Origin of the sequence: Ornithinicoccus hortensis (assembly GCF_006716185.1) — a bacterium.
GTDB classification, from domain to species: domain Bacteria; phylum Actinomycetota; class Actinomycetes; order Actinomycetales; family Dermatophilaceae; genus Ornithinicoccus; species Ornithinicoccus hortensis.
In genome coordinates, this window is record NZ_VFOP01000001.1 from 2,273,110 (window position 1) to 2,299,295 (window position 26,186).

Sequence of the window (26,186 nt, forward strand, 5' to 3'; positions counted from 1 at the left end):
CGTGACGAACATCTTGCTGGTGACCGGGCTGGTGGCCGGGGGCGTGGGACGACACGTCCAGGGCCTGGCGGCCGGCCTGGTGGCCGAGGGCCATACCGTCTCCGTCGCGTGTCCACCGGTCGTCGCGACCCAGTTCGAGATCGCCGACACGGGCGCGATCGTCGTGCCCGTCGAGATCGGGCCGAGACCCTCGCCGCGGCGCGACCGGGCAGCGACGGCCGCGCTGCGCGCCGCCATGGCCGAGGTCGACGTCGTCCACGCCCACGGGTTGCGGGCCGGCGCGCTGAGCCTGTTCGCCCGTAGGGGGGAGGACCGGCCGCTCGTGGTGGTCACCAGCCACAACGCCGCCCCGAGGGGCCGGGTCGCGGCGCTCATCCACCACGGGCTGGAACGCAAGGTCTGCCACGACGCCGACCTCTTCCTGGGGGTCTCCGAGGACCTGATCGCCCGGGCCCGGGAGCGGGGTGCCCCGGAGGCCGATCGGGCGGTGGTCGCCGCCGCCCGCGCGCTACCCGAGACCGCGCCCGAGCAGGTCAGGACCGAGCTCGGCCTGACCGACGGGCAGCGGCTCGTCGTGGCCGTCGGGCGGCTGACCCCGCAGAAGGGCTTCGACCGGCTGCTCGAGGTGATCGGCCGGATCGAGTTCGCCGGCGTCGACATGCGGGTCGTGATCGCCGGGGACGGGCCGCAGGGGGAGGCGCTGCAGCGCACGATCGACCGGCGCGCCCTCCCGGTCACCCTCCTCGGGCGGCGCGCGGACGTCGCCGACCTGCTCGGGGCGGCCGACCTCGCCGTGTCGGCGGCCCGCTGGGAGGGACAGCCGGTGTGGCTGCAGGAGGCGCTCAGCGTCGGGGCGCCGATCGTGGCGACCGACGTCGGGGGCACCGCGGAGGTGCTCGACGGCGGCGGGGTGCTGGTGCCCGAGGACGACCCCGAGGCGCTGGCCGGCGCGATGGCCGCCGTGCTCACCGACCCGGCACACCGGGCGGAGTTGCGGCGGCGGTCCCTGCGCCGAGCCGAGCAACTGCCCACCGGCGAGGACGCGGTCCGGGCCGCGCTGACGGCATACGCGCGAGCCGGTGACCTGACGCGCGCCCCCGGTGACGTAGACTGACAGCCCGTGGCGGACCAGACGAAACATATCTTTGTGACCGGCGGAGTCGCATCCTCGCTCGGCAAGGGGCTCACCGCCTCCAGCCTGGGCCTGTTGCTCCGGGCACGCGGCCTGAAGGTCACGATGCAGAAGCTCGATCCCTACATCAACGTGGACCCCGGGACGATGAACCCGTTCCAGCACGGCGAGGTCTTCGTGACCGAGGACGGCGCCGAGTGCGACCTCGACATCGGGCACTACGAACGCTTCCTGGACACCAACCTGCGCGGGCGCTCCAACGTGACGACGGGGCAGGTCTACAACGACGTCATCGCCAAGGAGCGGCGCGGGGAGTACCTCGGGGACACCGTGCAGGTCATCCCGCACATCACCAACGAGATCAAGGCCCGGATGCGCGCCGACGCGACCGAGCTGGCGCCGGAGGACCGACCGGACATCATCATCACCGAGATCGGCGGGACGGTCGGCGACATCGAGTCGCTGCCGTTCCTGGAGGCGGCCCGCCAGGTGCGCCAGGACCTGGGCCGGTCCAACTGCTTCTTCCTGCACGTCTCGCTGGTGCCCTACCTGGCCCCCAGCGGCGAGCTGAAGACCAAGCCGACCCAGCACTCTGTCGCCCAGCTCCGTCAGGTCGGCATCACCCCGGACGCGCTGGTGCTGCGCTCGGACCGCGAGGTGCCGATGTCGATCAAGCGCAAGATCTCGATGATGTGCGACGTCGACGTCGACGGGGTGGCCAACTGCATGGACGCCCCGAGCATCTACGACATCCCCAAGGTGATCCACGCCGAGGGGCTGGACGCGTTCGTGGTGCGCTACCTGGGGCTGCCGTTCCGGGACGTCGACTGGTCCGACTGGGACTCGCTGCTGCGGCGGGTGCACCAGCCGGAGCACGAGGTGGAGGTCGCGCTCGTCGGCAAGTACGTCGACCTGCCCGACGCCTACCTGTCGGTGAGCGAGGCGATGCGCGCCGGGGGTTTCCACCACGACGCGAAGGTCTCCATCAGGTGGGTCGCCTCGGACGAGTGCCGCACGGAGTCCGGCGCCAGCAAGGCGCTCGGTGGCGTCGACGCCATCCTGGTCCCCGGCGGATTCGGGGTGCGTGGCATCGAGGGCAAGATCGGCGCCCTGCGCTGGGCCCGGGAGCGGGGAGTGCCGACCCTCGGGATCTGCCTGGGCCTGCAGGCGATGGTCATCGAGTTCGCCCGCAACGTGGCCGGGATCGAGGGGGCCAGCTCCACCGAGTTCGACCCCGACGGGCCCGCCCCGGTCATCGCGACCATGGAGGAGCAGAAGGCGTTCGTCGACGGGGCCGGCGACCTGGGCGGCACGATGCGCCTCGGGTCCTACGCGGCCAGCCTGGAGCAGGGGTCGGTCGCGGCCACCGCCTACGAGGAGACCTCGGTCACCGAGCGGCACCGGCACCGGTACGAGGTGAACAACGCCTACCGGGACCAGCTCGCCGAGGCCGGCCTGGTGTTCAGCGGCACCTCGCCCGACGGCACCCTGGTCGAGTTCACCGAGCTGCCCGCGGACGTGCACCCCTACTACGTCGCGACCCAGGCCCACCCTGAGTTCAAGTCCCGCCCGCACCGCGCGCACCCGCTGTTCGCGGGTCTGGTCGGGGCCGCCCTGGACGTGCAGCGCAGCCAGCGCCTCGTCGAGGTGCAGCGCACCCCGAGCGCATGACGCTCGAGGCCCCCCGCGCCGCCGCTGCCGAGCTGGAGGACCGGCTCGGCCGGGCCCCGGTCGGTGACTCCGAGGTCGTCTTCGCCGGACGGGTCTGGGACGTGCGCCGGGAGACGGTCGACCTCGGGCAGGCCGGGGAGGTGGTCCGGGAGTTCGTCGACCACCCCGGGGCGGTCGCGGTGCTCGCCCTGCGGGAGGACCGCGGGGACCCGGAGGTGCTGCTCATCCAGCAGTACCGCCACCCGATCGGGGCGCACGAGTGGGAGCTGCCCGCCGGCCTGCTCGACGTCGCGGGGGAGGCCCCCTGGGTCGGTGCCGCCCGCGAACTGGGTGAGGAGGCGGACCTGCGCGCCCGGACCTGGCACCTGCTCGCGGACTACCTGTCCTCCCCGGGCGGCATCAGCGAGGCGCTGCGGGTCTACCTGGCCCGCGACCTGAGCGACGTCCCCGAGGGCGAACGGTTCACCCGGGAGGACGAGGAGCAGGGTATGCCGACCCGCTGGGTCCGCCTGGACGATGCGGTGGATGCCGTGCTCGCCGGGCGGATCCGCAACGCCACCGTGGCGATCGGGGTGCTCAGCGCCCGGGCCGGGCTGGACCGCGGGTGGGAGACCCTGCGGCCGGTGGACACACCGTGGCCGGCCCACCCCGGGCTGGGCTGAGCGACCGGGACCCCGGGCGCTGCTGCGCCGAGTGGACCCGCTTTTCGCGCTTTCCGGCCCTACCGTGGCAATTCCGCGTGCAGTCGGCGGGATTGTGGCCGGGTCCGACCGTCCCGGCCGACGACTCAACCTTTCCGGGTGCTGCACCGTTGGGGATGGTTGACGGTGTCGTTTCCCGACGGAACGGCCTACACCGGGTGAGGAGCGGGTGTGCGCAGGGAGCAGGAGCAGGAGTTCGTGGCGTTCGTCGACGCGGTCTCACCGCGCCTGCTCGCCAGCGCCTGGCTGCTCACCGGTGACGCCGAGGCGGCCCAGGACCTGGTCCAGGAGACCCTGGCCCGGCTCTACGTCCGGTGGCGACGGGTCCGCGGGGGCAACCCCACGGCATACGCCCGCCGTGTCCTGACCAACCTGCACACCGACACCTGGCGCAGCCGGCGCCGGGAGGTGCTGGTGGCCGAGCCGGTTGAGTTCGTCGGGAGCGATCCGGACGGGGGACGGCACGTCGACGTCGTCCGGGCGCTGCAGTCGCTGCCGCCGCGGGAGCGTGAGGTGGTCGTGCTGCGGCACTACCTGGACCTGTCCGAGGAACAGACGGCGCGGACCCTCGGCACCTCGGTCGGCACGGTCAAGAGCTCGGCCTCACGGGGGCTGGGCAAGCTGCGGGAGATCCTGCGGGAAGGAGACGGGTCCCATGTCGGACGAGCGTGAGATGGTGCAGTTGCTGGACCGTGCGGTGCAGGAGGGGCCGCCGTTGCGGATCGACGCGGCAGCCGTGGTGGCCGCCGGGCGTGGCAGGGTGCGACGCCGCCGGCTCACCGGTCTCGGGGCCACCGTCGTCCTGGCCGGCGGGGTGTGGTTGGGCGGGAGCCAATTGGCCGGGGGAGAGCACGCGGACGTCCCGCCACCGGCAGCGACCGGGCAGGTGGGGGTGGTGCCGATGGAGGAGGGCGTCAACCTCCTCGGGCACGAGTTCAGCGTCTCCCTCAGCGAGGAGACCCACGGCGAGCTGGTCCTGACCCAGGAGGACGACCCGGACCGCCGGCAGTTCGTCCTGGGGCCGCCGGCCGGGTCGGAGGTGCAGTTCCAGCGGACCCCGGCCGGCGTGGTCGTGGCCGTCCCGGGGTGGGACCCGGGGCAACCGGCGCCGGTGGACGTGCAGGTCCGGACGTCCGACGGGGCGACCCGCTGGGTGGAGAGCACCGACTCGCTCGTCGTCCAGACCCCGGAGGCGGCGGTCGCGCTGCTGACGGTGCCCGCCGAGCCCGGGGAGGTCCTCGCCGTGGCCCAGGTGCGTCTCGCCGACGACACCGTGCTCGAGGAGGTGTCCGCGACCTTCCCGCCGCCCGTCCTTGAGGTCACCGTCGGTGACGGGGGCTACGGGCTGTCCCTCGACGGTGCTGAGCTGCAGCGTGCCCGGTCCCTGCCCGGCGACCTCGACGTCTGGACCAGCCAGAGCCGGACCGTGGTGCTCTCGCCAGCGGATGACGGGCAGTGGTCGGTCGTGCTGTTCCGCAATCAGGTCTCGGGCTTTCCGGCGCTCCAGGACGCACTCGACGTCGATGGTCGGTCGATGACGGTGCGCGTCTACGAGGGCCTGGTGGCCGACGACGTCGCCGATGTGTTGCTCGGCCGTGGCGACGAGATGTCGCTGGGCTCGGGCGAGACGGTGCTCACGGAGCAGGTGGCCTCCATCGGTGGCGTCGCCTGCTACGTGCCGAGCGTGGACTTCTGGTGTGTGCGTCCGTCCCTGGCGGCCGAGGGGTACCCCGGGGAGTTGGCACCCGGGGTCGCGCCGCTGTCCGCGGGGTTCGCCGACCCCTACATCCTGGGCGGGGACAACTCGGAGGGCATCCTGGAGTTCGTGGTCGCCCAACGGGTGCCGGAGGGGGCCGTCGGGGGCGCGCTGGAGTTGCCGGGTGGGGAGCCGGTGTCCGCCGAGGTCGTGCGGCTGGGCGGCTCGGCCCTGGCCGTGGCCCGGGCGACCGCACCGGCACAGGACGAGGACCGGGCACTGGAGGAGTGGACCGAACTCATGACGTCCATGGACGGGTTCACCTGGGACTACGGGAGCGACTGACCGACCCTCGGGCGCAAAGCGGTTGCCTGCCCGCGGCCCCGTGGGCACGATGGAGGCCGTCGACCCGGGAGGCCCGGCCATGCTGCACCTGTCACGTCCGGTGACGCCCACCGGCGGCGGGGTCGTGGAGGTGGCGTGCGACGAGTCCGGCGCGGAGGGGGAGCACCTGGCGGGGGCGACGACCGACGTCTTCGCCCATGCCACGGTGGCGGTGCCGCCGGGTCCGGCCGCGCTGGCCCTCGCGGAGATCCGTGACCTGATCGGGTCGCCCGCCCAGGAGTACAAGGCGAACCACCTGCTCCGCCGCAAGCACCGGGAGGTGCTGCGGTGGTTTCTCGGGCCGACCGGGCCGGTCACCGGGGTCGCCCGGGTCCACCTGGTCGAGAAGGAGTACTTCCTGCTGCGACGGCTGTGCTGGTTCCTGCTGGGCGACGCCGCCCCCGCCCGGTCGGTGTACCGCTCGGGTGTCCGGGGCGCCGCACCCCCGCGGTGGCGGGAGTTCCTGGGCGCGGCCAACGACCTGATGCGGACCCGGGCCGTCGAGGGGCCCGGCGATCCGGTAGCCGTGTTCTACCGGGCGCTCGCGGCGCTCGATCCGGGGCAGGCGCCGGTCCTAGACCGGCTAGCGCGGACGCGAGCCAGGGCGGAGCGGCGGCGACCGGAGCTCGTGGGCGATGTCGCGTCGATCCCGGTGCTCGACCCGCTCTTCCCGGCGGTGGAACGTGCCGTCCACCTCTGGGGCTCGCCGGACCGTCCGGTCGTCCTGGTCCACGACCGCCAGCGCTCGCTCTCGCCGGACCGGGTGGTCACGCTGGCGGCCGGGCTGGGTGGCCGGCTCGCCGGGATCCACCAGGTGGACTCGGCGACCGACCCGAGGGTGCAGCTGGCCGACTTCCTGGCCGGGGTGGCCCGCTGGATCGCCTCGGAGGAGCTCGGGGGCCGGGGCGAGCCCGACCTCACCGAGTCCCTCACGGCATACGTGGATCCCGCCTCGATCTGGGCCGACCGCGTCAGTTGGTCGCGGCTCTCCACAGGCGCGATCGCCGGGTAGGCCGGTCGCTTGGGCTGCCCACGGGGGTTTCGCGGGCGCCCGCAGGCGGCGCCATGCACTTTGCGTCATGCATTGTGAGTCGCAGGTCACCCAAGGTGCATGACCCAAACTGCATGGCGGGCCGATCGCGCGGGGGAATCAGTCGCCGGCGACGAAGAAGAGCCAGGTGCCGTCCTCGGCGATCCCCACACGCCAGCCCGAGTAGCCCTCGGCGCCGCGCATCTGCTCCACCTCGTCGGCGGAGTAGAGCCCCGCGTCGACGATCTCCTGCCAGTCGGCGTCGGTCGCCCCGGCCGAGTAGGCGGCCGGCCACACGGTGACCGCCCCGTCCCCCTCGTAGACCTCCTGGCTCGGGGACGTGGCGGTGAGCAGGACCGCCAGCGCCAGGTAACGGCCCTCGACGTCGGGGAGCGCCAGGGCCTCCTCGGCCGGCACCTCGCCGAAGGACAGGGAGGGTTGGTCCGCCTCGGCGGCGGCGATCAGCGATTCCGGGTCGCAGTCGACCGCCGCGTCCAGCAGGGTCGTCGCGAGCTGCACGACTGGGTCGGGGGAGTCGCCGGCGTTGAGCTCACCGGCGGTGTAGCCGCTGCTGGAGCACTCCTGCGCCGGCGGTGCGGCCTCCTCGGTGCTCTCCTCGGGCTCCTCGCTGGTCTCCTCGGGCTCCTCGGCGGTCTCCTCGTCGGTGGCGGTCTCCTCCTCGCTGGTGGTGGTGGCCTCCTCCTCGGTGGCGGACTGCTCTGCGGTGGGCGACGGGTCGGTGGCCGGTTCCTCGACCGCTCCGCAGGAGGCAGTGAGCACGGCGGCAGCGAGGGCGGGGACGAGCAGGATGCGGCGCACGAAGGGGTCCTTCCGGGTCGCGGACTCGGGCGGCGCCCAACATATCCGTAGACTGGGGCCGCGTGGCGGACCGCCATGCATCCATCCACGATCCCGACCAGAGGTTCCACTGTGCTCCGTACACACCGGGCCGGCTCCCTGCGTGCCGACCACTCCGACCAGACCGTCACGCTCACCGGGTGGGTTGCCCGGCGACGCGATCACGGCGGGGTGGCGTTCCTGGATCTGCGGGACGCCTCCGGGGTCGTCCAGGTGGTGGCCCGCGACGAGGTGCTGGCCGAGGGCGGGGCGCACGACCTGCGCAACGAGTACTGCATCAAGGTCACCGGCACCGTGCGGATCCGGCCCGAGGGCAACACCAACCCGGAGCTGCCCACCGGCGAGGTCGAGGTGGTCGCTGCCGACCTGGAGGTCCTCAGCGAGTCCGAGGCCCTGCCGTTCCAGATCGACGAGCGGGTCACCGTCGGTGAGGAGGCCCGCCTCCGGCACCGCTACCTGGACCTGCGCCGCCCGGGCGCCAACGCCGCCGGGCAGAACCTGCGGCTGCGCAGCAAGGTGAACGCCGCGGCCCGGTCGCTGCTCAACGAGCGCGACTTCGTCGAGATCGAGACCCCGACGCTGACCCGGTCCACGCCGGAGGGGGCCCGCGACTTCTTGGTGCCCGCGCGGCTGCAGCCCGGGTCCTGGTACGCCCTCCCGCAGAGCCCGCAGCTGTTCAAGCAGCTGCTCATGGTGGCCGGGATGGAGCGCTACTACCAGATCGCCCGGTGCTACCGGGACGAGGACTTCCGCGCGGACCGCCAGCCGGAGTTCACCCAGCTCGACATCGAGATGAGCTTCGTCGAGCAGGAGGACGTCATCGAGCTCGGCGAGGCCATCGCCAAGGCCGTCTGGCAGGTGATCGGGGTCGACCTGCCCACCCCGTTCCCCCGGATCACCTACGCCGAGTCGATGGCCCGCTACGGCTCGGACAAGCCGGACCTGCGCTTCGACCTCGAGCTGGTGGACTGCACGGCATACTTCGCCGACACCCCCTTCCGGGTCTTCCAGGCGCCGTATGTCGGGGCGGTCGTCATGCCCGGCGGCGGCAGTCAGCCGCGGCGCCAGTTCGACGCCTGGCAGGAGTGGGCCAAGCAGCGCGGGGCCAAGGGCCTGGCGTATGTGACGGTCGCCGAGGACGGCACGCTCGGCGGACCGGTGGCCAAGAACCTCAGCGACGCCGAGCGGGACGGCCTGGCCGCCCACGTCGGCGCGAAGCCGGGGGACTGCGTCTTCTTCGGGGCCGGTGCGGTGAAGTCCAGCCGGGCACTCCTCGGTGCCGCCCGCACCGAGATCGCGCGACGTTGCGACCTGATCGACGAGTCGGCGTGGTCGCTGCTCTGGGTGGTGGACGCGCCGCTGTTCGAGCCGGCCAGCGAGGCCGTGGCCGCGGGCGACGTCGCCGTCGGCGGCGGGGCCTGGACGGCCGTGCACCACGCGTTCACCTCCCCGCAGGAGCAGTTCCTGGACACCCTGGAGGAGGACCCGGGCGCGGCCCTGGCCTACGCATACGACATGGTCTGCAACGGCAACGAGATCGGCGGCGGGTCGATCCGTATCCACCGTCGCGACGTCCAGGAGCGGGTCTTCTCGATCATGGGGCTGTCCGAGGAGGAGGCCCAGGAGAAGTTCGGCTTCCTGCTCGAGGCGTTCAAATTCGGTGCGCCCCCGCACGGTGGCATCGCCTTCGGCTGGGACCGGATCGTGGCCCTGCTGGCCGGCACGGACTCGATCCGCGACGTCATCGCCTTCCCCAAGTCCGGTGGTGGCTTCGACCCGCTGACCGAGGCGCCGGCCCCGATCACCGCGGAGCAGCGCAAGGAGGCCGGCGTCGACTTCGAGCCGGCCGAGGCCGGGGCAGCAGGTCAGGACGCCGCGGAGGGGTAGGTCACCCCGGCACCGCGCTGATCCGTCGGAGGAGCTCGGGGGCGCCATCGCCGTCGAGCTCCTCGGCGGTGACCGAGCGGCCCGAGAGCACCAGCAGCATCGTCTCGGCGGTGCCCCGGACGTCGGGCCCGGACCCGCTGGCCCACCCGATGTCGTCGGCGACCAGCCGGAGCCCGGCGATCCGCTCGGCGGGCCCGCCCCCGAGCGGGATGGTGGACGGCCAGCGCGCCCGCAGGAGGAACCTCGCGACGGGCAGGAAGGCCTCCCGGGGCACCGCCCGGGGAAGCCCCAGCGGTTTGCGGGCGTCCAGGGCGTGCACGGTGACGTCGACGACGGACAGCACGAGTGGCAGACCCGGTGGGGTCACCTCGTCGCGGAGGTTGCGCCGCATCCGCTCCAGGATCGCCGGGGTGCCCCGTTCGGCCCACCGCACCGCCGTCTCGGTGATCATCCGGTTGTACCCGAACCGGGCCCGCGCCGCCTCGGTGACCATCTCGTGGAGCCGCAGCGACTGGGCGAATGCCGCGTGCGCGGCGAGGTCCTGGACGGTCCAGCCGGCGCAGAGGGACGGCGTCGTCCACTGCTGAGGATCCAGCGTCTCCAGGAGGGCGATGAAGGCCTGGCGCTCGCTGCGCAGGACGGGGGACAGCGCACCCATGCCCCAGTGTGGCACCCCGGGTCGCCCGGCACCAGGGTCCAGGACCGCCAGGTCAGGCGTCTGGTGGGGGTGTGGGGTCGCCCGGTCAGGCGTCTGGTGGGGGCGTGGGGCCGCCCGGTCAGGCGTCTGGTGGGGGTCGGGGGCCGCCAGCTCGGGCGTCCGGTCGGGGGGTGGGGCGGGGCGGGGGCGGTCGCCTATCGTTGCGGGTATGCCCCTCTCCCCAGCCGGCAACGGCCGCACGGACGTCGTGGTCGTGGGGGCGGGGCCGAACGGGCTGGCCGCGGCCGTGACGCTGGCGCGGGCGGGGCTCGAGGTCACCGTCCTGGAGGGGCAGCCCACGCCGGGCGGGGGAGTGCGCACGCTGCCGCTCGTCACCCCGCAGGTGTCGGAGGCGGAGGGGCTGCTGCGGGACGTCTGCGCCGCGGTGCCGGCCGCGGCGCCGTCGTCCCCGTTCTTCGCCGCCTTCGACCTGCCCGCGCGAAGCCTGGACCTCATCGTGCCGGAGGTGTCCTACGCCCAGCCGCTGGACGGCGGCCTGGCCGGGATCGCCTACCGGGACCTGGAGACGACCATCGAGGGTCTGGGTCCGGACGGGGCCCGGTGGCGGACCCTGATGGGCGGTCTGGTGCGGCACTACCGGGACGTCGCGGCGATCGCACTGTCGGACAAGCGCTCGGTGCCCGCTCCCGCCACGACCCCGGCGGGGTTGGCGGCGGCGGGTGCGGCCTTCGGGCGGGCCGTCGCGCTGCTGTCCACCCGGGCCGCCGACGGTTGGTGGCCCGACGGGACGGGGCACGCCCTGGTGAACGGTGTCGCGGCGCACACGATCACCAGGCTTCCCTCGCTCGCCGCGGCCGGCACGGCGGCCTACCTCGGCGCGCTGGCGCACAGCCCCACCGGGTGGCCGCTGGTCCGCGGGGGGATCGGCGAGATCACCCGCGCCCTGGTCACCGACCTCGAGGCGCACGGGGGTCGGGTGCTCACCGACCACCCGGTGTGGAGCGGTGCGGACATCCCGCCCGCCCGCGCGGTGCTGCTGGACACGCACGCCAGGGTGGCGGCGCCGCTGCTCGCCGAGCCCTACCGGTCGCGGGTGGCCGCCCTCCCGCTGGGGGCCTCGGTCTGCAAGCTCGACTACGTGCTGTCCGGCCCGGTCCCGTGGTCGCACCCGGAGGTCGGACGGGCCGGCACGGTGCACGTCGCCGGCACCGTCGAGCAGGCGCGTGCCGCGGAGGCCGAGGTGGCGGCGGGACGCCACGCCGAACAGCCGGTGCTGCTGGTGAGCGATCCCGCCGCGCACGACCCCGGCCGGGAAGGTCCGTCGGGGTTGCGCCCGCTCTGGGTCTATGCCCACGTGCCGCACGGGTCCACCCGGGACGTCCGGGCCCCCGCGGAGGCACAGCTCGAGCGATTCGCTCCCGGTTTCCGGGACGTCGTCGTGGACTGCCTGGTCACCCCGGCCGCGGAGCTGTCCGAGCACAATGCGGGCTATCCGGGAGGGGACATCTCCGGGGGGCTGATCACGATGTGGCACATGGTGGTCCGCCCGACGCTGCGCGTCGACCCGTATGCCGTGGCGCCCGGGGTGTGGTTGTGCTCGGCCTCGACGCCGCCCGGCCCGGGGGTGCACGGCATGTCCGGCTTCCACGCCGCCCGGCGGGTGCTGCGCGCGTTCGGGATCACCGGCGTGCCCTCGCTCGGTCCCGCCTGACCGACCGGCCCCGCGACCGGCGCGCCGACGTGCGGGTGGTCCTGCGGTGGCGCAGCCATGCGGCATACCGCTCCCACGGCAGGAAGGCGGACCAGCAGACCACGGTGGGCAGGAAGTGGATCCCGAGCAGCACGAAGGTGCTCAGGTGGAAGCCGACGAAGAAGAGGACGACCAGCCAGCGGCGGTGCTCGCGGACCAGGAAGACCGCCGGGGCGAGCAGTTCCAGGGCCATCGCGCCCCACTGGGAGGCCCGCAACAGCAGCGCCTGGTCCACCAGGTGGACGTTGACCGGGTTGGGGCGGCGCAGGAAGGCCCACACCAGGGTCCCGGAGTTGCCCCAGCGGACCAGGTCCCAGTCGTTGAGCACGGCCTTGGCCAGCACCGACCCGGTGTAGGTCAGCACGGTAAAGACCTGGACCATCCGCAGCGCCCACCCGGCACCACCGCTGCGGTCGGGGTCGCGGTAGCGGCAGACGCCGGCGGTGGGCAGCACCAGCATCGCCACCATGATCGCCATGTGGTCGTGGGCCACGTAGCCGAAGCTCATCCCGTACAGGCACCAGACGGCGTAGCAGCCGCTCAGCAGCAGACCGCCCACCACCTGGACCGCCGCCGGTACCCGGGCGCGGGCGCCCAGCGCGACCCCGACCAACCCCGCCGCGATCCCGACCAGCAGCAGGGTGGGGACCGCCCCGGTGGGCGCCGGCAGCCCCAGGGCGGAGGCCACCGGGACCGGGTCGTAGAACTCCGGCGTCCCGCTGCGGTCGCGGGGCGACCGGAGGAACACCAGGGCGTCGAGCAGCGCCATCGTGCCGACCAGCACCCGGACCCAGGCGACCCGGGCCCGGGGGACGGGGGCGACCCACCACCCGGCCACGGCGCGGAGCACCCTCACCCGGTCTCCCCGGTCCAGGCCAGGACCAGCCGGTCCTCGACGGGCCCGTGCTGGGCGCCGTCCCGCAGCCGGTGTACCTGTTGGCGGATCTCCAGGGCCGCGAGGTCGGTGCCCGGGTGCTGCGCCTCGTAGGTCGCCTCCAGCAGGGCCAGGCGCGAGGGGTCCTGCTCCAGCTCCGGCAGGGCGACCTCCATCTCGACCCGGGTCATCCCGACGGTGTCGGCCCGCATCTCGATCCGTTCGATCCGGCCGTCGGCGAACCGCCCCACCAGGTAGGTGTCCAGGACCACCCCGTCGGGGTCCCGTGCCACGCCGTACTGGCCCAGCATGCCCAGCGGGAACCAGTCGTCGTGCCGGCCGAGCTGGGCCGTCAGCAGGATGCCCAGGAAGACCGCGGTGACGGTCAGGCGCAGCACGATCCCGAACCGACCGAGCCCGCCCGCCGGGGGACGCTCGGTGGGCCGGTCCTGCACCGGAGGTTCCCCTGTCACCCGACCAGGGTAGGGCGTGTCGGCCCGGCGGTCAGGCCAGACGCCGGCTGTGCCAGGGGTAGGCGGTGCGGTAGCCGAGCCGGCGGTAGAGCGACAACGCCGTGGCGTTCGCGCTGTACACCCCGAGGGTGCAGACCCCGTGCCCGGCCAGGGCACGGCGGGTCAGCGCCGCGGTGATCGCCGCGCCCAGGCCGCGGCCGCGGTGCGCGCCGTGCACGACGATGCCGGCCAGGTGCGGGGCGCCGGAGCTCAGCCGTTGCATGCCCCCGGCGGCCAAGAGCGCGCCGTCGGCTCCCCGGAGGCCGAGCCACAGCACGGTCCGCCCGGTCCCCGGCTCGCCCTCGGCGGTCGGGCTGTGCTCCGCCGAGAAGACCGCGAGCTCCTCGGCGTCCGCGGCGTCGTCCAACTCCTGCAGCGCCGCCTCGCCGGGGCGGGAGGCCGGCGCGGAGGTGGTCCACATGAAGTCCCACTCCCCGCCGCCGGCGAGGTCGAAGTGCGCCGCCAGCACCGCGGCATACGGCTGGGGGATGGACAGGCTGCCCACCCCGAGCCGCGCGACGTGTCCCTCCTCGCGCAGCCCGGTGAGCAGGTCGGCGAGGCCGTCCGCGGGGGAGGTGCCGCCGGCGGGCAGCGGGATCAGCCACAGCCCGTGCCGGTGGGTGCTCTGCCGTTCCACCGCCACGGCCCCCGTGCCCGCCAGGACCGCCCCCTCGAACGGGTCGGGCACCGCCCACCGGACGAACGGGTCGTCCCGGGTCAGGCCCAGCAGGTCCGGGTGGGTGCGCACGGGGCGCAGCGGTCGGTCGGGCACCGGCACATCGTAGGGAGCCGGGGGTGGCGGCCGGTCGGCCAGGGCGGTGGGTCAGGCGGCGAGCCAGGCCGCGGCAGCGGCCAGCAGACCGGTGGCCAGGCAGGTCAGGAGGGTCGGGAGGGAGGCCGCCGCGCGGGCGGAGACCAGGTGGTCGGCTGCGTACTCGTGCATGTCCCCAAGCCTGGCTCGGGCAGGGTCTCCCGCGCGTCGGACCGCGGGACTGTTCCGGGGTACGACGCAGGTGGTGGCCGGTCGCCCGGTGTCCTCCCGGGGTATGACGAGGGGCACGGGATAACCTGCCCAGGTGCCCGGACCCGACGGTGGTGACCTGTTCGCCCAGCAGCTCGACGAGACCGGCGACCTGCGACCGCCCCTGGCGGTGCGGATGCGCCCGGCCTCGCTGGAGGAGGTCCGCGGGCAGGGGGACGTGCTGCGGCCGGGGAGCCCGCTGCGCCGATTGATCGAGGGGCAGGGCGGTGCGGCCGGGCCGCTGTCGGCCATCCTCTGGGGTCCGCCGGGGACCGGCAAGACGACCCTGGCGCACCTGGTGGCCCAGGCCGCCGGACGCACCTTCGTGGAGCTGTCCGCCGTCACCGCGGGGGTCAAGGACGTCCGGGCGGTGATGGAGCAGGCGACCCGCGAGCGGAGCCTGTACAGCCGGCAGACGGTGCTCTTCCTCGACGAGATCCACCGGTTCAGCAAGGCCCAGCAGGACGCCCTGCTGCCGGGGGTGGAGAACCGGCTGGTGATCCTGGTCGCCGCCACCACCGAGAACCCCTCGTTCAGCGTGATCTCCCCGCTGCTGTCGCGGTCCATGCTGATCCGGCTGCAGTCCCTGGACGACCAGCAGGTCGGCGAGGTGATCGACGAGGCGCTGGTGGACGGGCGGGGACTCGAGGGCAGGTTCACCCTCGAGCCGGAGGCCCGGGACCACGTGATCCGGATCGCCGGCGGGGACGCCCGCCGGGCGCTGACCACGCTGGAGGCCGCTGCGGGGGTCGCCGAGGACGCCGTGCCCGCGGGGCGCGAGCACGAGCCGGTGGTGATCACCGTCGCCGCCGCCGAACAGGCCGTGGACCAGGCAGCCGTCCGCTACGACCGGACCGGGGACCAGCACTACGACGTGGCCAGCGCCTTCATCAAGTCCATGCGGGGCAGCGACGTCGACGCGGCACTGCACTACCTGGCCCGGCAGCTGGAGGCGGGGGAGGACCCGCGGTTCATCGCGCGGCGGATCGTCATCGCGGCCAGCGAGGACGTGGGGATGGGGGACCCGACGGCCCTGCAGACCGCCGTGGCCGCGATGCACGCGGTCGCCCAGATCGGGATGCCCGAGGCCCGGATCATCCTGGCGCAGGCCGTGGTCCACAACGCGCTCGCGCCCAAGTCCAACGCGGCATACGGCGGGATCAACGCCGCCATCGCCGACGTGCGGGCGGGCAAGGGGGGCGCGGTCCCGGCCCACCTGAGGGGGAGCGGGTATGCCGGGGCGGCTGGACTCGGGCACGGGGAGGGCTACCGCTACAGCCACGACGAGCCGGCCGGGGTCGGGCCGCAGCAGTACCTGCCCGACGACCTGGTCGACGCCGACTACTACCACCCCACGGACCGTGGTTGGGAGGAACGTCTCGGGCCGCGCTGGCGCCACCTGCGCGGGATCATCCGGGGCGAGGAATCCTCCGGTTAGAGTGTCCCGACCCCGACTCATGCATGAGGAGCTCATGGAAACCGCCGAGATCCGCCGTCGCTGGCTGTCCTTCTTCGAGGGCAAGGGCCACACGGTGGTGCCGAGTGCGCCGCTGCTGTACGACGACCCCAACCTGCTGTTCGTGAACGCGGGGATGGTGCCCTTCAAGCCCTACTTCCTCGGGCAGCAGACCCCGCCCTGGGCCCGGGCGACCTCGGTGCAGAAGTGCGTGCGGACCCTGGACATCGAGGAGGTCGGCAAGACCACCCGGCACGGCACCTTCTTCCAGATGAACGGCAACTTCTCCTTCGGCGACTACTTCAAGGAGGGGGCGATCTCCTACGCCTGGGAGCTGGTCACCGGCTCCCAGGACGACGGGTTCCTCGGGTTCGACCCGGACACCGTCTGGGTGACCGTGCTGGAGGGGGACGACGAGGCCGCCGACATCTGGCACCGGGTGGCCGGGCTGCCGCAGGAGCGGATCCAGCGGCGCGGCCGGGAGGACAACTACTGGCACATGGGGGTCGCGGGCCCCGGTGGGCCCTGCAGCGAGATCTACATCGACCGGGGGCCGGAGCACGGCCCCGACGGCGGCCCCGTGGTCGACGAGGACCGGTTCCTGGAGATCTGGAACCTGGTCTTCATGCAGGAGGAGCTCTCCGCGGTCCGCTCCAAGGTGGACTTCGACATCGCCCGTGAGTTGCCGCACAAGAACATCGACACCGGGATGGGCCTGGAGCGGGTGGCCTACCTGCTCCAGGGGGTGGACAACCTCTACGAGATCGACGAGGTCTACCCGGTCATCGCCGCCGCCGAGGAGCTGTCCGGGCGGCACTACGGGGCCGACCACGGCGACGACGTCCGGTTCCGGGTGGTCGCCGACCACGTCCGGTCCGGACTGATGCTGATGGGCGACGGGGTGACCCCGGGCAACGAGGGCCGCGGCTACGTCCTGCGCCGCCTGCTGCGCCGCGCGGTCCGCTCCATGCGGCTGCTCGGCGTGCAGGACCCGGCGCTGCCCCAGCTGCTCCCGGTCAGCCTGGAGGCAATGGCCAAGTCCTACCCCGAGCTGGAGCCGATGTTCGGCCGGATCAGCCAGATCGCCTACGCCGAGGAGGACGCCTTCCGGCGCACCCTCGCGTCCGGCACGACCATCCTGGACACCGCGGTCAGCCGGGCCAAGGCGCAAGGCTCCACCCAACTGCCCGGTGACCAGGCCTTCGCGCTGCACGACACCTACGGCTTCCCGATCGACCTGACCCTGGAGATGGCCGAGGAGCAGGGCCTGTCCGTGGACCGGGACGGGTTCACCCGGCTGATGACCGAGCAGCGCGAGCGGGCCAAGGCCGACGCGCGGGCCAAGAAGTCCGGACACGCGGCCACCGAGGTGTGGCGCGAGCTGCGCGACCAGGGCGCGACCGAGTTCCTGGCCTACCAGTCGCTGACCGCCGAGGCCTCGGTGCGCGGCCTGGTCGTCGACGGCGCCCGGGTGCCCGCCCTGGAGCAGGGCCAGCGCGGCATGCTCGTGCTGGACCGCACCCCGTTCTACGCCGAGTCCGGTGGACAGATCGCCGACGAGGGCGTGATCGAGGCCGACGGCGTGCGGTTGCGCGTCCGGGACGTGCAGCGCCCCGTGAAGGGCCTGATCGTGCACACCGTCGAGGTCGAGGAGGGGTCGCTCCGCGAGGGCGCCGGGGTGCAGGCCCTGGTCGACCCCGACTGGCGGGTGCAGGCCTGCCAGGCGCACTCGGGCACCCACGTGGTGCACGCCGCGCTGCGGCAGGTACTCGGCCCCAACGCGCTGCAGAGCGGCTCCTACAACAAGCCGGGCTACCTGCGGCTGGACTTCGCCTGGAACTCCGCGCTCTCCGCCGAGACCCGCTCGGAGATCGAGGAGGTGGCCAACCTCGCGCTGCGCCAGGACCTGCCGGTGTCGGCCGCCTACATGACCCTGCCCGAGGCCCGCGCCCAGGGTGCGCTGGCGCTGTTCGGCGAGACGTATGACGAGCAGGTCCGGGTCGTCGAGATCGGCGGCCCGTGGTCCCGGGAGTTGTGCGGTGGCACCCACGTGCGGCACTCCTCCCAGGTCGGGGCGCTGACCATGATCGGGGAGTCCTCCGTCGGGTCCGGCTCGCGACGGGTGGAGGCCCTGGTCGGGATGGACGCGCTGCGCTACCTCGCCGGCGAACGGGCCCTGGTCCACGAGCTCACCTCGCTGGTCGGGGTCAGCCAGGAACACCTCACCGACCGGATCGGGCAGGTCCTGGCCCGCCTCAAGGAGGCCGAGCGCGAGCTCGCCACGATGCGCCAGCAGCAGGTCCTGGCCGCGGCCGGCCAGCTGGTCGAGCAGGCCAAGGACGTCAACGGCGTGCGGGTGCTCCTGCACGACGCCGGCACCGGGGTCGCGGCCGACGAGTTGCGCTCCCTGGCGACCGACCTGCGGAGCAGGCTCGGTGACGAGCGTCCGGCCGTCGTCGCGGTGGCTGGGGTCAACAACGAGCGCCCGGCGATCGTGGTGGCCACCAACGGGACCGCCCGCGACGCGGGGGTCCGGGCCGGCGCCCTGGTGAAGGTCGCCGCGCAGGCCCTCGGCGGGGGCGGTGGCGGCAAGGACGACCTCGCCCAGGGCGGCGGTCAGGACCCGAGCCAGGTCCCGGCGGCCCTCACCGCGGTCGAGCAGAACGTCGCCGAGCACGCGACCCCGGCCAGGTAACCGGGCGTGCGGCGCGGTGTGCGGCTGGGGGTAGACGTAGGACAGGTCAGGGTCGGGGTGGCCCAGAGCGACCCCGACGGCCTGCTCGCGACCCCGGTCGCCACGCTGGACCGGGACGAGGACGGTGGGTCCGACCTCGACCGGATCGGCGACCTCGTCGCGGAGTCGGCGGTGCTGGAGGTCGTCGTCGGGCTCCCGCGCTCCCTCTCCGGGGAGGAGGGGGTGGCCGCGCGGCGCGCTCGCGACTACGCTGCCTCGTTGCACCGTCGCCTCGCCCCGGTGGCGGTCACACTGTTTGACGAACGGTTGACGACCGTCGATGCCCACCGGGTCCTGCGCTCCAGCGGGGTCAGTGGGCGGGAGCACCGTTCCCGGGTCGACCAGGCGGCCGCCGTGCTCATCCTGCAGGCGGCGCTGGACGCCGAACGCACTACCGGTCGACCGGCCGGCGAACCCGTGGGTGCCCGCAAGCCACGGACCAAGAGGTCCGCGGCCCGACACGAAGGAACGCAGCCGTGACCCGATCCCCTGACAACGGACCCGTGGACGGCCGCGCCGAGGAGGTGCCTCCCGGCGACGTGCACCCGGACGACCTGAGCCACGACGAGGCCCACGAGGACCTGCACCGCCACGAGGACCTGCACCACGACGAGGACCACCCCGAGGACGAGGACTGGTTCGCCGACGGCGACGGGACCCTCGCCGACGACGTGATCGCGACCGGGGTCCACCCGGACGACGTCGTGGACGAGGACGAGCGGCCGCGCCGCAAGCGCAAGCACCGCTCGCCGGCGGTCCGCTGGGGGGCGATCCTGCTGGCGCTGGTCATCGTGCTCGGCGGCGGGTTCTTCGGCGCCCGGGCGCTGGGCGACCTGGTCCCCAGCTTCGACTTCGGCAGCGGCGCACCCGAGGACTACGAGGGGGAGGGCAGCGGCGAGGTCGAGATCGAGATCCCCGGGGGTGCCGGTGGCGGCGAGATCGGCCAGGTGCTCTACGACGCCGGCGTCGTGGCCAGCCCCGAGGCCTTCTCGAACGTGGCGGCCGCCGACCCGCGGGCCACCGCGATCCAACCGGGCAGCTACACCATGGCCAAGGAGATGAGCGCCAGCGCCGCCCTGGAGCGGCTGCTGGACTCCGAGAGCCGGAACGTGGCCCGGGTGACCCTCCGGGAGGGGCTGTGGACCTCCGAGGTCTTCGCCCTGCTCGCCGAGGGCACCGGCAACGAGGTCGCCGACTACGAGGCGGTCGACCCGGAGTCCCTGGACCTGCCGGACGCGGCCGACGGCGAGCTGGAGGGGTTCCTCGCGCCGGACACCTACTCCTTCGCCCCCGACGACACGCCGGAGGAGCAGCTGCGCCAGATGGTCGCCCTGGGCAACCAGCGCTACCAGGAGCTCGGGGTCCCCGAGGACGAGCTGCGGGAGACGCTGACCATCGCCAGCATCATCGAGGGCGAGGCCGCCAACCCCGACGACTTCGCCAAGGTCTCCCGGGTCATCCAGAACCGGCTGGACGAGGGCGAGGGGCTGCGGATGGACTCCACCATCCACTTCATCCACCAGGAGCGCGGCCGGGTCGGCACCACCGACGAGCAGCGCAAGGTGGAGAGCCCCTACAACACCTACCTCCACGAGGGCCTGCCCCCGGGGCCGATCAACAACCCGGGCGCCGCCGCCATCGAGGCCGCGATGAACCCGGCGGACGGGGACTGGATGTACTTCGTCACGATCAACCCCGACACCGGCGAGACCGTGTTCACCGAGACCCTGGAGGAGCACGAGGAGCAGGCCGAGATCTTCCAGCAGTGGTGCGAAGAGAACCCGGACCGCTGCTGAGCCATGCCGCACCGTGCCGGGGTGGTCGGGGACCCGATCGCCCACTCCCTGTCTCCTGCACTGCATACGGCCGCGTATGCCGCGCTGGGCCTGACCGACTGGACCTACGGGCTGACCCGGGTCCCGGCCGGTGACCTCGCCCGGCACGTCGGGGGCCTGGACGACTCCTGGGTCGGGATCTCGGTGACGATGCCCGGCAAGGAGGAGGCGCTCGCGCTCGCGGACGTCGTGGGCGACGAGGCCGCGCTGGTCGGCGCCTCCAACACGCTCACCCGCACGGAGGGCGGCTGGCGGGCGGACAACACCGACGTCGCGGGCCTGGCGGAGGCGCTGACGGGGGTCGAGGTCCGTGGGCCCGGTCCGGTCGACGTCATCGGGGCCGGGGCCACGGCACGGTCCGCGCTCGTCGCGCTGCACCGGGTCGGCGCCCGGTCCCTGCGGTTCGTGGTCCGCGGGACGGTGCGCCCGGAGACCGCCGCCCTGGCCGTCCGGCTGGGCCTCACGACGAGCACCGTGTCGTATGCCGACTGGTCGGCCGGGTTGGCCCGCGGCGCAGGGGCGGACGTGGACCTGGTGCTGAGCACGGTCCCACCCGGCGCGACGCCGCCTGTGGACGGCGCCCCCACCTCCCCGGCCGGCGTGGTGTTCGATGTGACGTATGCCCCGTGGCCCAGTCCCCTCGCTCACGACGTCGCCCGGCACGGCCGCACCGCCGTGGGCGGGTGGACCATGCTGCTGCACCAGGCCGCGGCCCAGGTGCGCCTGATGACCGGGCTCGACGCCCCGGTGGAGGCGATGCGCGCCGCCCTCGCCGAGCGCCTGCCCCAGGCCGCGGCGGGATGAGCACCTGGCTACTGCCCCTGGTCGTCGCCGGGCTCGCCCTGGGCGGGGTACCCGTGGCGCGCTGGCTGCGGTGGGTGAGCTACCGCAAGCCGGACGAGGAGGACCTGCCGCTGCCCGGCAAGCGGTGGTGGGTGCCGCCCTGGCTGGCCGTGGCCGGCGGGCTCCTCACCTGGCGGGTGGTGCTCTCCGACCCGGCCCGCGGCGTCGGCGAGGTGGTCGACCCCGGGGTCGGCAGCGGCCGGGAGGGCTGGGTCCAGCTGGTGCTCCTGCTGACCCTGCTCGCGGTCATGCTGGCCTGCGTCTGCCTGGCCGCGATGGACATGGACGTGCACCGGCTCCCCGACCGCATCATGTGGCCGACCATGGGGGTGCTCACCGTCGGGCTGCTGCTGGCCGGCCTGCTCGGCGGGGGGCTGCTGCCGTGGGTCTGGGCGCTGCTCGCCGGACTGCTCTGCGGGCTCGCCTACCTCCTGCTGGCGCTGACCTCACTGGCCCGGGGATCGCTCGCGATCGGTCTCGGGGACGTCAAGTTGGCCGCCCTGCTGGGCGCCGGGCTCGGCTGGTTCGGCTGGCAGTCGGTGGTCGTGGGGATGTATGCCGGGGTGCTCCTCGGCGGGGTGTTCGCCCTGGTGCTGCTCGTGCTGCGCCGCGTCACCTTCGGCGGCCACCTGCCCTACGGGCCCCCGATGATGATCGGTGCGCTGGTGGGAGCCGTGCTGCCGCCGGATGTGCTGTCCGGACTGTTCTGAGGGCGTGACAGGATTCCCCCTATGTTGCGCTGGATCACCGCAGGGGAGTCCCACGGCCCCGCCCTGACCGCGGTCCTGGAGGGCCTGCCCGCCGGCGTCCGGGTGGACCGGGCCGCCGTGGAGGGGGCCCTGGCCCGACGCCGGCTGGGTCACGGCCGGGGCGCCCGGATGTCGTTCGAGGCGGACCGGCTCAGCTTCCTCGGCGGGCTGCGGCACGGACTCTCCCTCGGGTCGCCGCTGGCCCTGCAGGTGGCCAACAGCGAGTGGGCCAAGTGGGAGTCGGTGATGAACCCCGAGCCCGTCGACCCCGCCGCGCTGGCCGGGGCCGACGACATCGGTGCCCCGCAGGAGCTGGCCCGCAACCGGCCGCTGACCCGGCCGCGCCCGGGGCACGCCGACCTGGTCGGGATGCAGAAGTACGGCTTCGAGGAGGCCCGGCCCGTGCTGGAGCGCGCCTCGGCCCGGGAGACCGCCGCGCGGGTCGCGCTCGGCGCCGTGGCCGCCGCCTTCCTGGAGCAGGCCTGCGGGATCGAGCTGGTCAGCCACACCGTCGCGATCGGGGGCGCCGCCAGGGACGCCCGGGACGACGACGCCCCGCTGCTGGAGGACCTGCCGCGCGCCGGCGACGTCGACCGGCTCGATGCGGACCCGGTCCGCACCCTGGACGCCGCCCTGTCGGCGGCCATGGTGGCCGAGATCGACGCGGCCAAGAAGGCCGGCGACACCCTCGGCGGCGTCGTCGAGGTGCTCGCCTGGGGCCTGCCCCCCGGCCTGGGCTCGCACGTCCACTGGGACCGCCGGCTGGACTCCCGCCTGGCCGGGGCGCTGATGGGCATCCAGGCGATCAAGGGGGTCGAACTCGGCGAGGGGTTCCGCACCGCGGCCCGCCGTGGCAGCCAGGCCCACGACGAGATCGAGCGGGACGGGGCCGGCACGGTCCGCCGCCGCACCCTGCGCTCCGGCGGGACCGAGGGCGGGATGAGCACCGGGGAGGTGCTGCGGGTCCGCGCCGCGATGAAGCCGATCAGCACGGTGCCCCGGGCGCTGCAGACCATCGACGTGGCCGACGGCAGCGCCGCCACCGCGATCCACCAGCGCTCGGACGTCTGCGCGGTCCCCGCGGCGGGGGTCGTCGCGGAGGCGATGGTGGCCCTGGTGCTCGCCGACGCCGTGCTGGAGAAGTTCGGCGGCGACTCCGTCGAGGAGGTCCGGCGCAACCACAGGGCCTACCTGGACGCCATCCCCGAGACGATGCGGGGGTTCTGGGATGCCTAGCCCCCGGGTGGTCCTGGTGGGACCGCCGGGCGCCGGCAAGACCACGGTCGGCACGCTGCTCGCGACCGCCTGGGGGGTGCCCTTCCAGGACACCGACCAGGTCATCGAGCAGGCGGAGGGCCGCAGCATCAGCGACATCTTCGTCGAGGACGGGGAGGCCCACTTCCGGGCGCTGGAGCAGGCGCAGGTGACCCGGTCGCTCGCCGAGCACGACGGGGTCCTGGCGCTGGGCGGGGGAGCGGTGATGAGCCCGGAGGTGCAGCAGGCCCTGGTCGGCCACCGGGTGGTCTTCCTGGACGTCGCGATCGCCGACGCGTCCGCCCGGGTGGGGTTCGACGGCTCGCGCCCGCTGCTGGCGGTCAACCCGCGGGCCACCTGGACCCGGATGATGAACGCCCGGCGCGGCACCTACCAGGCCGTGGCCACACACCGGGTCGACACCGCGGGCCGGACCCCGCAGGAGGTCGTCGACGAGATCCGAGCACTCGGGGAGGGACGCATGACGCAGCCGCAGGTGGTCGATGTCGGCCAGGAGTATTCCGTGCACGTCGGGGAGGGGGTGCTGGCCGAGCTGGCGGGCCTGGTCCACCCGGGCCGCCGGGTGCTGGTGGTGCACCAACCGGGCCGGGAGGACCTGGTCCGGCAGGTGGCCTCCGTCGTGGAGGAGGCGGGCGGCACGGCATACCCCCACCCGGTGCCCGACGCGGAGGCGGCCAAGGACGTCTCGGTGCTCGCGGGTGCCTGGGCGGCGCTCGGCCAGGCCGGGTTCACCCGGGACGACCTGGTCGTCGGGCTGGGTGGCGGGGCGACCACCGACCTCGCCGGCTTCGTCGCCGCCACCTGGCTGCGCGGGGTGGACCTGGTCCAGCTGCCCACCTCGCTGCTCGGGGTGGTGGACGCCGCCGTCGGCGGCAAGACCGGCATCAACACCGCCGAGGGCAAGAACCTGGTCGGTGCCTTCCACCCGCCCCGGGCCGTGCTGTGCGACCCCGCCTGGCTGGCCACCATGGAGCAGGGGGACTACTGCTCGGGCCTGGCCGAGATCATCAAGGCCGGCTTCATCCGCGACCCGGAGATCCTGGAGCTGATCGAGGCCGACCCGGACGCGGCGACCCGCGCGGATGCGCCGGTGGCGGTGGACCTGATCGCGCGCGCCGTCCGGGTCAAGAGCGACGTCGTCGCGGCCGACCTCCGGGAGGCCTCGCTGCGCGAGATCCTCAACTACGGCCACACCTTCGCGCACGCGATCGAACAGGTCGAGGGCTACTCCTGGCGGCACGGCGACGCGGTCGCCGTGGGCATGGTCTACGTGGCCGAGCTGGCCCGGGCCGCGGACCTGATCGACCAGGACCTGCTGGACCGCCACCGCAGCGTGCTGACCTCGGTCGGCCTGCCCACGGCATACGGGGGCAGTTCCTGGGAGCGGCTGCGCGCCGCGATGGGCCGGGACAAGAAGACCCGCGGTAGCACGCTCCGCTTCGTCGTGCTCGAGGGGCTGGCCTCACCGGGCCGGTTGGAGGCGCCGGAGGAGGACCTGCTGGAGCGGGCCTACCGGGCCGTCTCCTCCTGAGACCGGCCCCTCACCGGGCCCGGGCCGCAGCCTTCTTGGCGCTGCCGCCACGGCTCGCGGGGAGCATCAGGTCGCGCAGGGCGGCCAGGTCCTCGGCGCCCGGCACCCCCCACCCGGGCTGGTAGCCGACCACCTCGCGCAGCGGCGTGGCCGAGCGGGTCCCCAGCAGGATCTCCACCTGGTCGGCGTCGATCATCGCCGGGTGCACCACCCCGCAGGCCTCGGCCAGCTTGAGCATCTCCCGGCGCCAGGCGCGCAGGTAGTTGGCGGCACGCTCGGCCTTCAGCGGCACGTCGATCCCGCGGGTCAACCAGGGGTTCTGGGTGGCGACACCGGTGGGGCAGTGGTCGTCGTGGCAGCGCTGGGCCTGGATGCAGCCGATCGAGATCATCGCCTCGCGCGCGACGTAGACCATGTCGGCACCCAGCGCGAACGCCACCGCGGCGTTGTCCGGCAGGCCCAACTTGCCGGCCCCGATGAAGACGATGTCCTCGGCCAGGCCCCGCTGCGCGAACAACGCGTACACCCGGGGGAACCCGAGCCTGAACGGGAGCGACACCGAGTCGGCAAAGCTCAGCGGGGCCGCCCCGGTGCCGCCCTCGCCGCCGTCGACGGTGATGAAGTCCACGCCCCGGTCGGTGGTGGCCATCTGCTCGGCCAGCTCCTCCCAGAAGGTCAGGTCGCCCACCGCGGACTTGATGCCGACCGGCAGGCCGGTCTCGGCGGCGATCATCTCCACCCAGTCCAACATCGAGTCGACCGAGTCGAACTCGGCGTGCCGGGAGGGGCTGGCGCAGTCGCGGTCCCGGCGGATCCCGCGGATCTGGGCGATCTCCTCGCTGATCTTGGCCTTGGGCAGCATCCCGCCCAGGCCGGGTTTGGCGCCCTGGCTGAGCTTGATCTCGATCGCCTTCACCGGGTTGGCCGCCACCAGCGCCTTGAGGTTGTCGATGCTGAACGCGCCCTCCTCGTCCCGGCACCCGAAGTAAGCTGTGCCGATCTGGAAGATCAGGTCGGCGCCCTGGCGGTGGTGGTCGGAGATGCCGCCCTCGCCGGTGTTCTGCAGCGCCCCGGCCTCGGCGCACCCGCGGTTCAGCGCCTGGACCGCGGGGGCGGACAGCGACCCGAAGCTCATCGCGGACACGTTGATCACCGACCGTGGCCGGAACGCGCCGGGGCGCCCGCGGGCCGCGCCGAGGACCTTGGCGCAGGGCAGGTCGTCGTGCTCCCCGGAGTGCGCCAGGGTGCTGGGGGAGACCTCGGCGAAGGTGCGGTGCTTGAGCACGGCATACCCCTCGTCATTCTCCATGTCGTTGTCCGTGCCGAAGCCGAAGTAGGGGTTCTCCAGCTTGGAGCTGGCGTAGATGAACCGGCGCTGGTCGCGACTGAACGGTCGCTCCTCGTCGTTGTCGGTGACGATGTACTGCCGCAACTCGGGGCCGACCTTCTCCAACAGGTAGCGGAAGTGCCCGACGACCGGGAAGGTGCGCAGGATCGCGTGCTTGCGCTGCATCAAGTCCCGGGTCGCGACGGCGGCCACCCCGGCCGCAGGGATTGCCAGAGCCTTTGTCCAGTTCATGGCGGCCACT

At 73.7% G+C, this 26,186-nt stretch carries 22 protein-coding genes; 16 read left to right on the top strand and 6 right to left on the bottom strand.

The genetic code is table 11. The features are described from left to right. Nucleotide 1: 1 nt before the first annotated feature. The 6 genes from FB467_RS10575 to FB467_RS10600 all read left to right on the top strand — a co-directional run bounded on the left by FB467_RS10575 (nucleotide 2) and on the right by FB467_RS10600 (nucleotide 6,596). Nucleotides 2–1,114: a glycosyltransferase family 4 protein gene (locus tag FB467_RS10575; protein WP_170230666.1), complete on the top strand. Its 1,113-nt coding sequence runs from the start codon at nucleotides 2–4 to the stop codon at nucleotides 1,112–1,114. Between the two features lie 6 nt (nucleotides 1,115–1,120). Then, nucleotides 1,121–2,803 (top strand): CTP synthase, encoded by a 1,683-nt coding sequence (locus FB467_RS10580; RefSeq protein ID WP_141785059.1) that lies wholly within the window; start codon nucleotides 1,121–1,123, stop codon nucleotides 2,801–2,803. Beyond that, nucleotides 2,800–3,465: an NUDIX domain-containing protein gene (locus FB467_RS10585; RefSeq protein ID WP_141785060.1), complete on the top strand. Its 666-nt coding sequence runs from the start codon at nucleotides 2,800–2,802 to the stop codon at nucleotides 3,463–3,465. Before FB467_RS10580 ends, FB467_RS10585 begins: the two co-directional genes overlap by 4 nt. Before the next feature lie 210 nt (nucleotides 3,466–3,675). Further along, entirely contained in the window at nucleotides 3,676–4,176 is a 501-nt protein-coding gene (locus tag FB467_RS10590) for a SigE family RNA polymerase sigma factor (RefSeq protein ID WP_141785061.1), read from the top strand. Then, a complete protein-coding gene (locus FB467_RS10595; RefSeq protein ID WP_141785062.1) occupies nucleotides 4,160–5,545 on the top strand; it encodes a hypothetical protein in 1,386 nt (461 codons plus the stop codon). Before FB467_RS10590 ends, FB467_RS10595 begins: the two co-directional genes overlap by 17 nt. A 79-nt stretch (nucleotides 5,546–5,624) precedes the next feature. Next, nucleotides 5,625–6,596 carry a DUF3800 domain-containing protein gene (locus tag FB467_RS10600; protein ID WP_141785063.1) on the top strand — a complete coding sequence of 324 codons (972 nt, stop codon included), beginning with the start codon at nucleotides 5,625–5,627 and terminating at the stop codon, nucleotides 6,594–6,596. A 138-nt stretch (nucleotides 6,597–6,734) separates the two neighbouring features. Here FB467_RS10600 and FB467_RS10605 read toward each other — a convergent pair whose 3' ends face one another. Then, a complete protein-coding gene (locus FB467_RS10605) occupies nucleotides 6,735–7,433 on the bottom strand; it encodes a hypothetical protein (protein WP_141785064.1) in 699 nt (232 codons plus the stop codon). Between the two features lie 111 nt (nucleotides 7,434–7,544). Between FB467_RS10605 and aspS the strand changes: the two genes are divergently transcribed. Continuing rightward, nucleotides 7,545–9,359: an aspartate--tRNA ligase gene (gene aspS / locus FB467_RS10610; protein ID WP_141785065.1), complete on the top strand. Its 1,815-nt coding sequence runs from the start codon at nucleotides 7,545–7,547 to the stop codon at nucleotides 9,357–9,359. A 1-nt stretch (nucleotide 9,360) separates the two neighbouring features. Here the strand turns inward: aspS and FB467_RS10615 are convergent, their stop codons facing one another. Next, nucleotides 9,361–10,017: a maleylpyruvate isomerase family mycothiol-dependent enzyme gene (locus FB467_RS10615; RefSeq protein WP_141785066.1), complete on the bottom strand. Its 657-nt coding sequence runs from the start codon at nucleotides 10,015–10,017 to the stop codon at nucleotides 9,361–9,363. Nucleotides 10,018–10,225: 208 nt separating this feature from the next. Here FB467_RS10615 and FB467_RS10620 point away from each other — a divergent pair, with 208 nt between their 5' ends. Continuing rightward, a complete protein-coding gene (locus tag FB467_RS10620; RefSeq protein ID WP_141785067.1) occupies nucleotides 10,226–11,728 on the top strand; it encodes a phytoene desaturase family protein in 1,503 nt (500 codons plus the stop codon). Here the strand turns inward: FB467_RS10620 and FB467_RS10625 are convergent. Genes FB467_RS10625 through FB467_RS10635 form a run of 3 tightly spaced genes read right to left on the bottom strand, consistent with a single transcriptional unit; the run spans nucleotide 11,697 to nucleotide 13,925 of the window. Beyond that, nucleotides 11,697–12,623, bottom strand: a complete 927-nt coding sequence (locus tag FB467_RS10625; protein WP_141785068.1) for a hypothetical protein — start codon at nucleotides 12,621–12,623, stop codon at nucleotides 11,697–11,699. The two genes, FB467_RS10620 and FB467_RS10625, sit on opposite strands and share 32 nt — an antisense overlap. Then, nucleotides 12,620–13,114: a hypothetical protein gene (locus FB467_RS10630; protein WP_141785069.1), complete on the bottom strand. Its 495-nt coding sequence runs from the start codon at nucleotides 13,112–13,114 to the stop codon at nucleotides 12,620–12,622. Before FB467_RS10630 ends, FB467_RS10625 begins: the two co-directional genes overlap by 4 nt. 31 nt (nucleotides 13,115–13,145) lie before the next feature. Continuing rightward, nucleotides 13,146–13,925: a GNAT family N-acetyltransferase gene (locus FB467_RS10635; RefSeq protein ID WP_141785070.1), complete on the bottom strand. Its 780-nt coding sequence runs from the start codon at nucleotides 13,923–13,925 to the stop codon at nucleotides 13,146–13,148. A gap of 385 nt (nucleotides 13,926–14,310) precedes the next feature. On the opposite strand from FB467_RS10635, the gene FB467_RS10640 reads away from it, so the two are divergent. The 8 genes from FB467_RS10640 to aroB are packed head-to-tail and all read left to right on the top strand — an operon-like array spanning nucleotide 14,311 to nucleotide 24,597. Continuing rightward, nucleotides 14,311–15,612, top strand: a complete 1,302-nt coding sequence (locus tag FB467_RS10640; protein ID WP_141786607.1) for a replication-associated recombination protein A — start codon at nucleotides 14,311–14,313, stop codon at nucleotides 15,610–15,612. 34 nt (nucleotides 15,613–15,646) lie between these two features. Continuing rightward, on the top strand, nucleotides 15,647–18,325 hold the full coding sequence (alaS, locus tag FB467_RS10645) for an alanine--tRNA ligase (protein WP_141785071.1): 2,679 nt from the start codon (nucleotides 15,647–15,649) through the stop codon (nucleotides 18,323–18,325). Nucleotides 18,326–18,382: 57 nt separating this feature from the next. Next, entirely contained in the window at nucleotides 18,383–18,844 is a 462-nt protein-coding gene (ruvX, locus tag FB467_RS10650) for a Holliday junction resolvase RuvX (protein ID WP_244932741.1), read from the top strand. After that, on the top strand, nucleotides 18,841–20,160 hold the full coding sequence (gene mltG, locus FB467_RS10655) for an endolytic transglycosylase MltG (protein ID WP_141785073.1): 1,320 nt from the start codon (nucleotides 18,841–18,843) through the stop codon (nucleotides 20,158–20,160). Before ruvX ends, mltG begins: the two co-directional genes overlap by 4 nt. A gap of 3 nt (nucleotides 20,161–20,163) precedes the next feature. Next, the gene (locus FB467_RS10660) at nucleotides 20,164–21,003 is read left to right on the top strand and encodes a shikimate dehydrogenase (RefSeq protein ID WP_141785074.1); all 840 of its coding nucleotides are present in this window, start codon (nucleotides 20,164–20,166) and stop codon (nucleotides 21,001–21,003) included. Then, the gene (locus tag FB467_RS10665) at nucleotides 21,000–21,752 is read left to right on the top strand and encodes a prepilin peptidase (RefSeq protein ID WP_141785075.1); all 753 of its coding nucleotides are present in this window, start codon (nucleotides 21,000–21,002) and stop codon (nucleotides 21,750–21,752) included. Before FB467_RS10660 ends, FB467_RS10665 begins: the two co-directional genes overlap by 4 nt. Before the next feature lie 21 nt (nucleotides 21,753–21,773). Then, nucleotides 21,774–23,027: a chorismate synthase gene (gene aroC / locus FB467_RS10670; protein ID WP_141785076.1), complete on the top strand. Its 1,254-nt coding sequence runs from the start codon at nucleotides 21,774–21,776 to the stop codon at nucleotides 23,025–23,027. After that, nucleotides 23,020–24,597, top strand: coding sequence for a 3-dehydroquinate synthase (aroB, locus tag FB467_RS10675; RefSeq protein WP_141785077.1), 1,578 nt, complete (start codon nucleotides 23,020–23,022; stop codon nucleotides 24,595–24,597). Before aroC ends, aroB begins: the two co-directional genes overlap by 8 nt. Nucleotides 24,598–24,607: 10 nt before the next feature. Here aroB and FB467_RS10680 read toward each other — a convergent pair whose 3' ends face one another. Further along, complete coding sequence (locus FB467_RS10680) at nucleotides 24,608–26,176, bottom strand: FMN-binding glutamate synthase family protein (protein ID WP_141785078.1); 1,569 nt, start codon at nucleotides 26,174–26,176, stop codon at nucleotides 24,608–24,610. Nucleotides 26,177–26,186: the final 10 nt, after the last annotated feature.

What these genes read in the sequence shown, in the direction of transcription:
- FB467_RS10600 (WP_141785063.1), top strand. Translation starts at nt 5,625, where the DNA reads ATGCTGCACCTGTCACGTCCGGTGACGCCCACCGGCGGCGGGGTCGTG.
- aroB (WP_141785077.1), top strand. Translation starts at nt 23,020, where the DNA reads ATGCCTAGCCCCCGGGTGGTCCTGGTGGGACCGCCGGGCGCCGGCAAG.
- FB467_RS10660 (WP_141785074.1), top strand. Translation starts at nt 20,164, where the DNA reads ATGCCGCACCGTGCCGGGGTGGTCGGGGACCCGATCGCCCACTCCCTG.
- FB467_RS10595 (WP_141785062.1), top strand. Translation starts at nt 4,160, where the DNA reads ATGTCGGACGAGCGTGAGATGGTGCAGTTGCTGGACCGTGCGGTGCAG.
- FB467_RS10640 (WP_141786607.1), top strand. Translation starts at nt 14,311, where the DNA reads ATGCGCCCGGCCTCGCTGGAGGAGGTCCGCGGGCAGGGGGACGTGCTG.
- FB467_RS10680 (WP_141785078.1), bottom strand. Translation starts at nt 26,176, where the DNA reads ATGAACTGGACAAAGGCTCTGGCAATCCCTGCGGCCGGGGTGGCCGCC.
- aroC (WP_141785076.1), top strand. Translation starts at nt 21,774, where the DNA reads ATGTTGCGCTGGATCACCGCAGGGGAGTCCCACGGCCCCGCCCTGACC.
- FB467_RS10620 (WP_141785067.1), top strand. Translation starts at nt 10,226, where the DNA reads ATGCCCCTCTCCCCAGCCGGCAACGGCCGCACGGACGTCGTGGTCGTG.
- FB467_RS10665 (WP_141785075.1), top strand. Translation starts at nt 21,000, where the DNA reads ATGAGCACCTGGCTACTGCCCCTGGTCGTCGCCGGGCTCGCCCTGGGC.
- FB467_RS10585 (WP_141785060.1), top strand. Translation starts at nt 2,800, where the DNA reads ATGACGCTCGAGGCCCCCCGCGCCGCCGCTGCCGAGCTGGAGGACCGG.
- alaS (WP_141785071.1), top strand. Translation starts at nt 15,647, where the DNA reads ATGGAAACCGCCGAGATCCGCCGTCGCTGGCTGTCCTTCTTCGAGGGC.
- FB467_RS10615 (WP_141785066.1), bottom strand. Translation starts at nt 10,017, where the DNA reads ATGGGTGCGCTGTCCCCCGTCCTGCGCAGCGAGCGCCAGGCCTTCATC.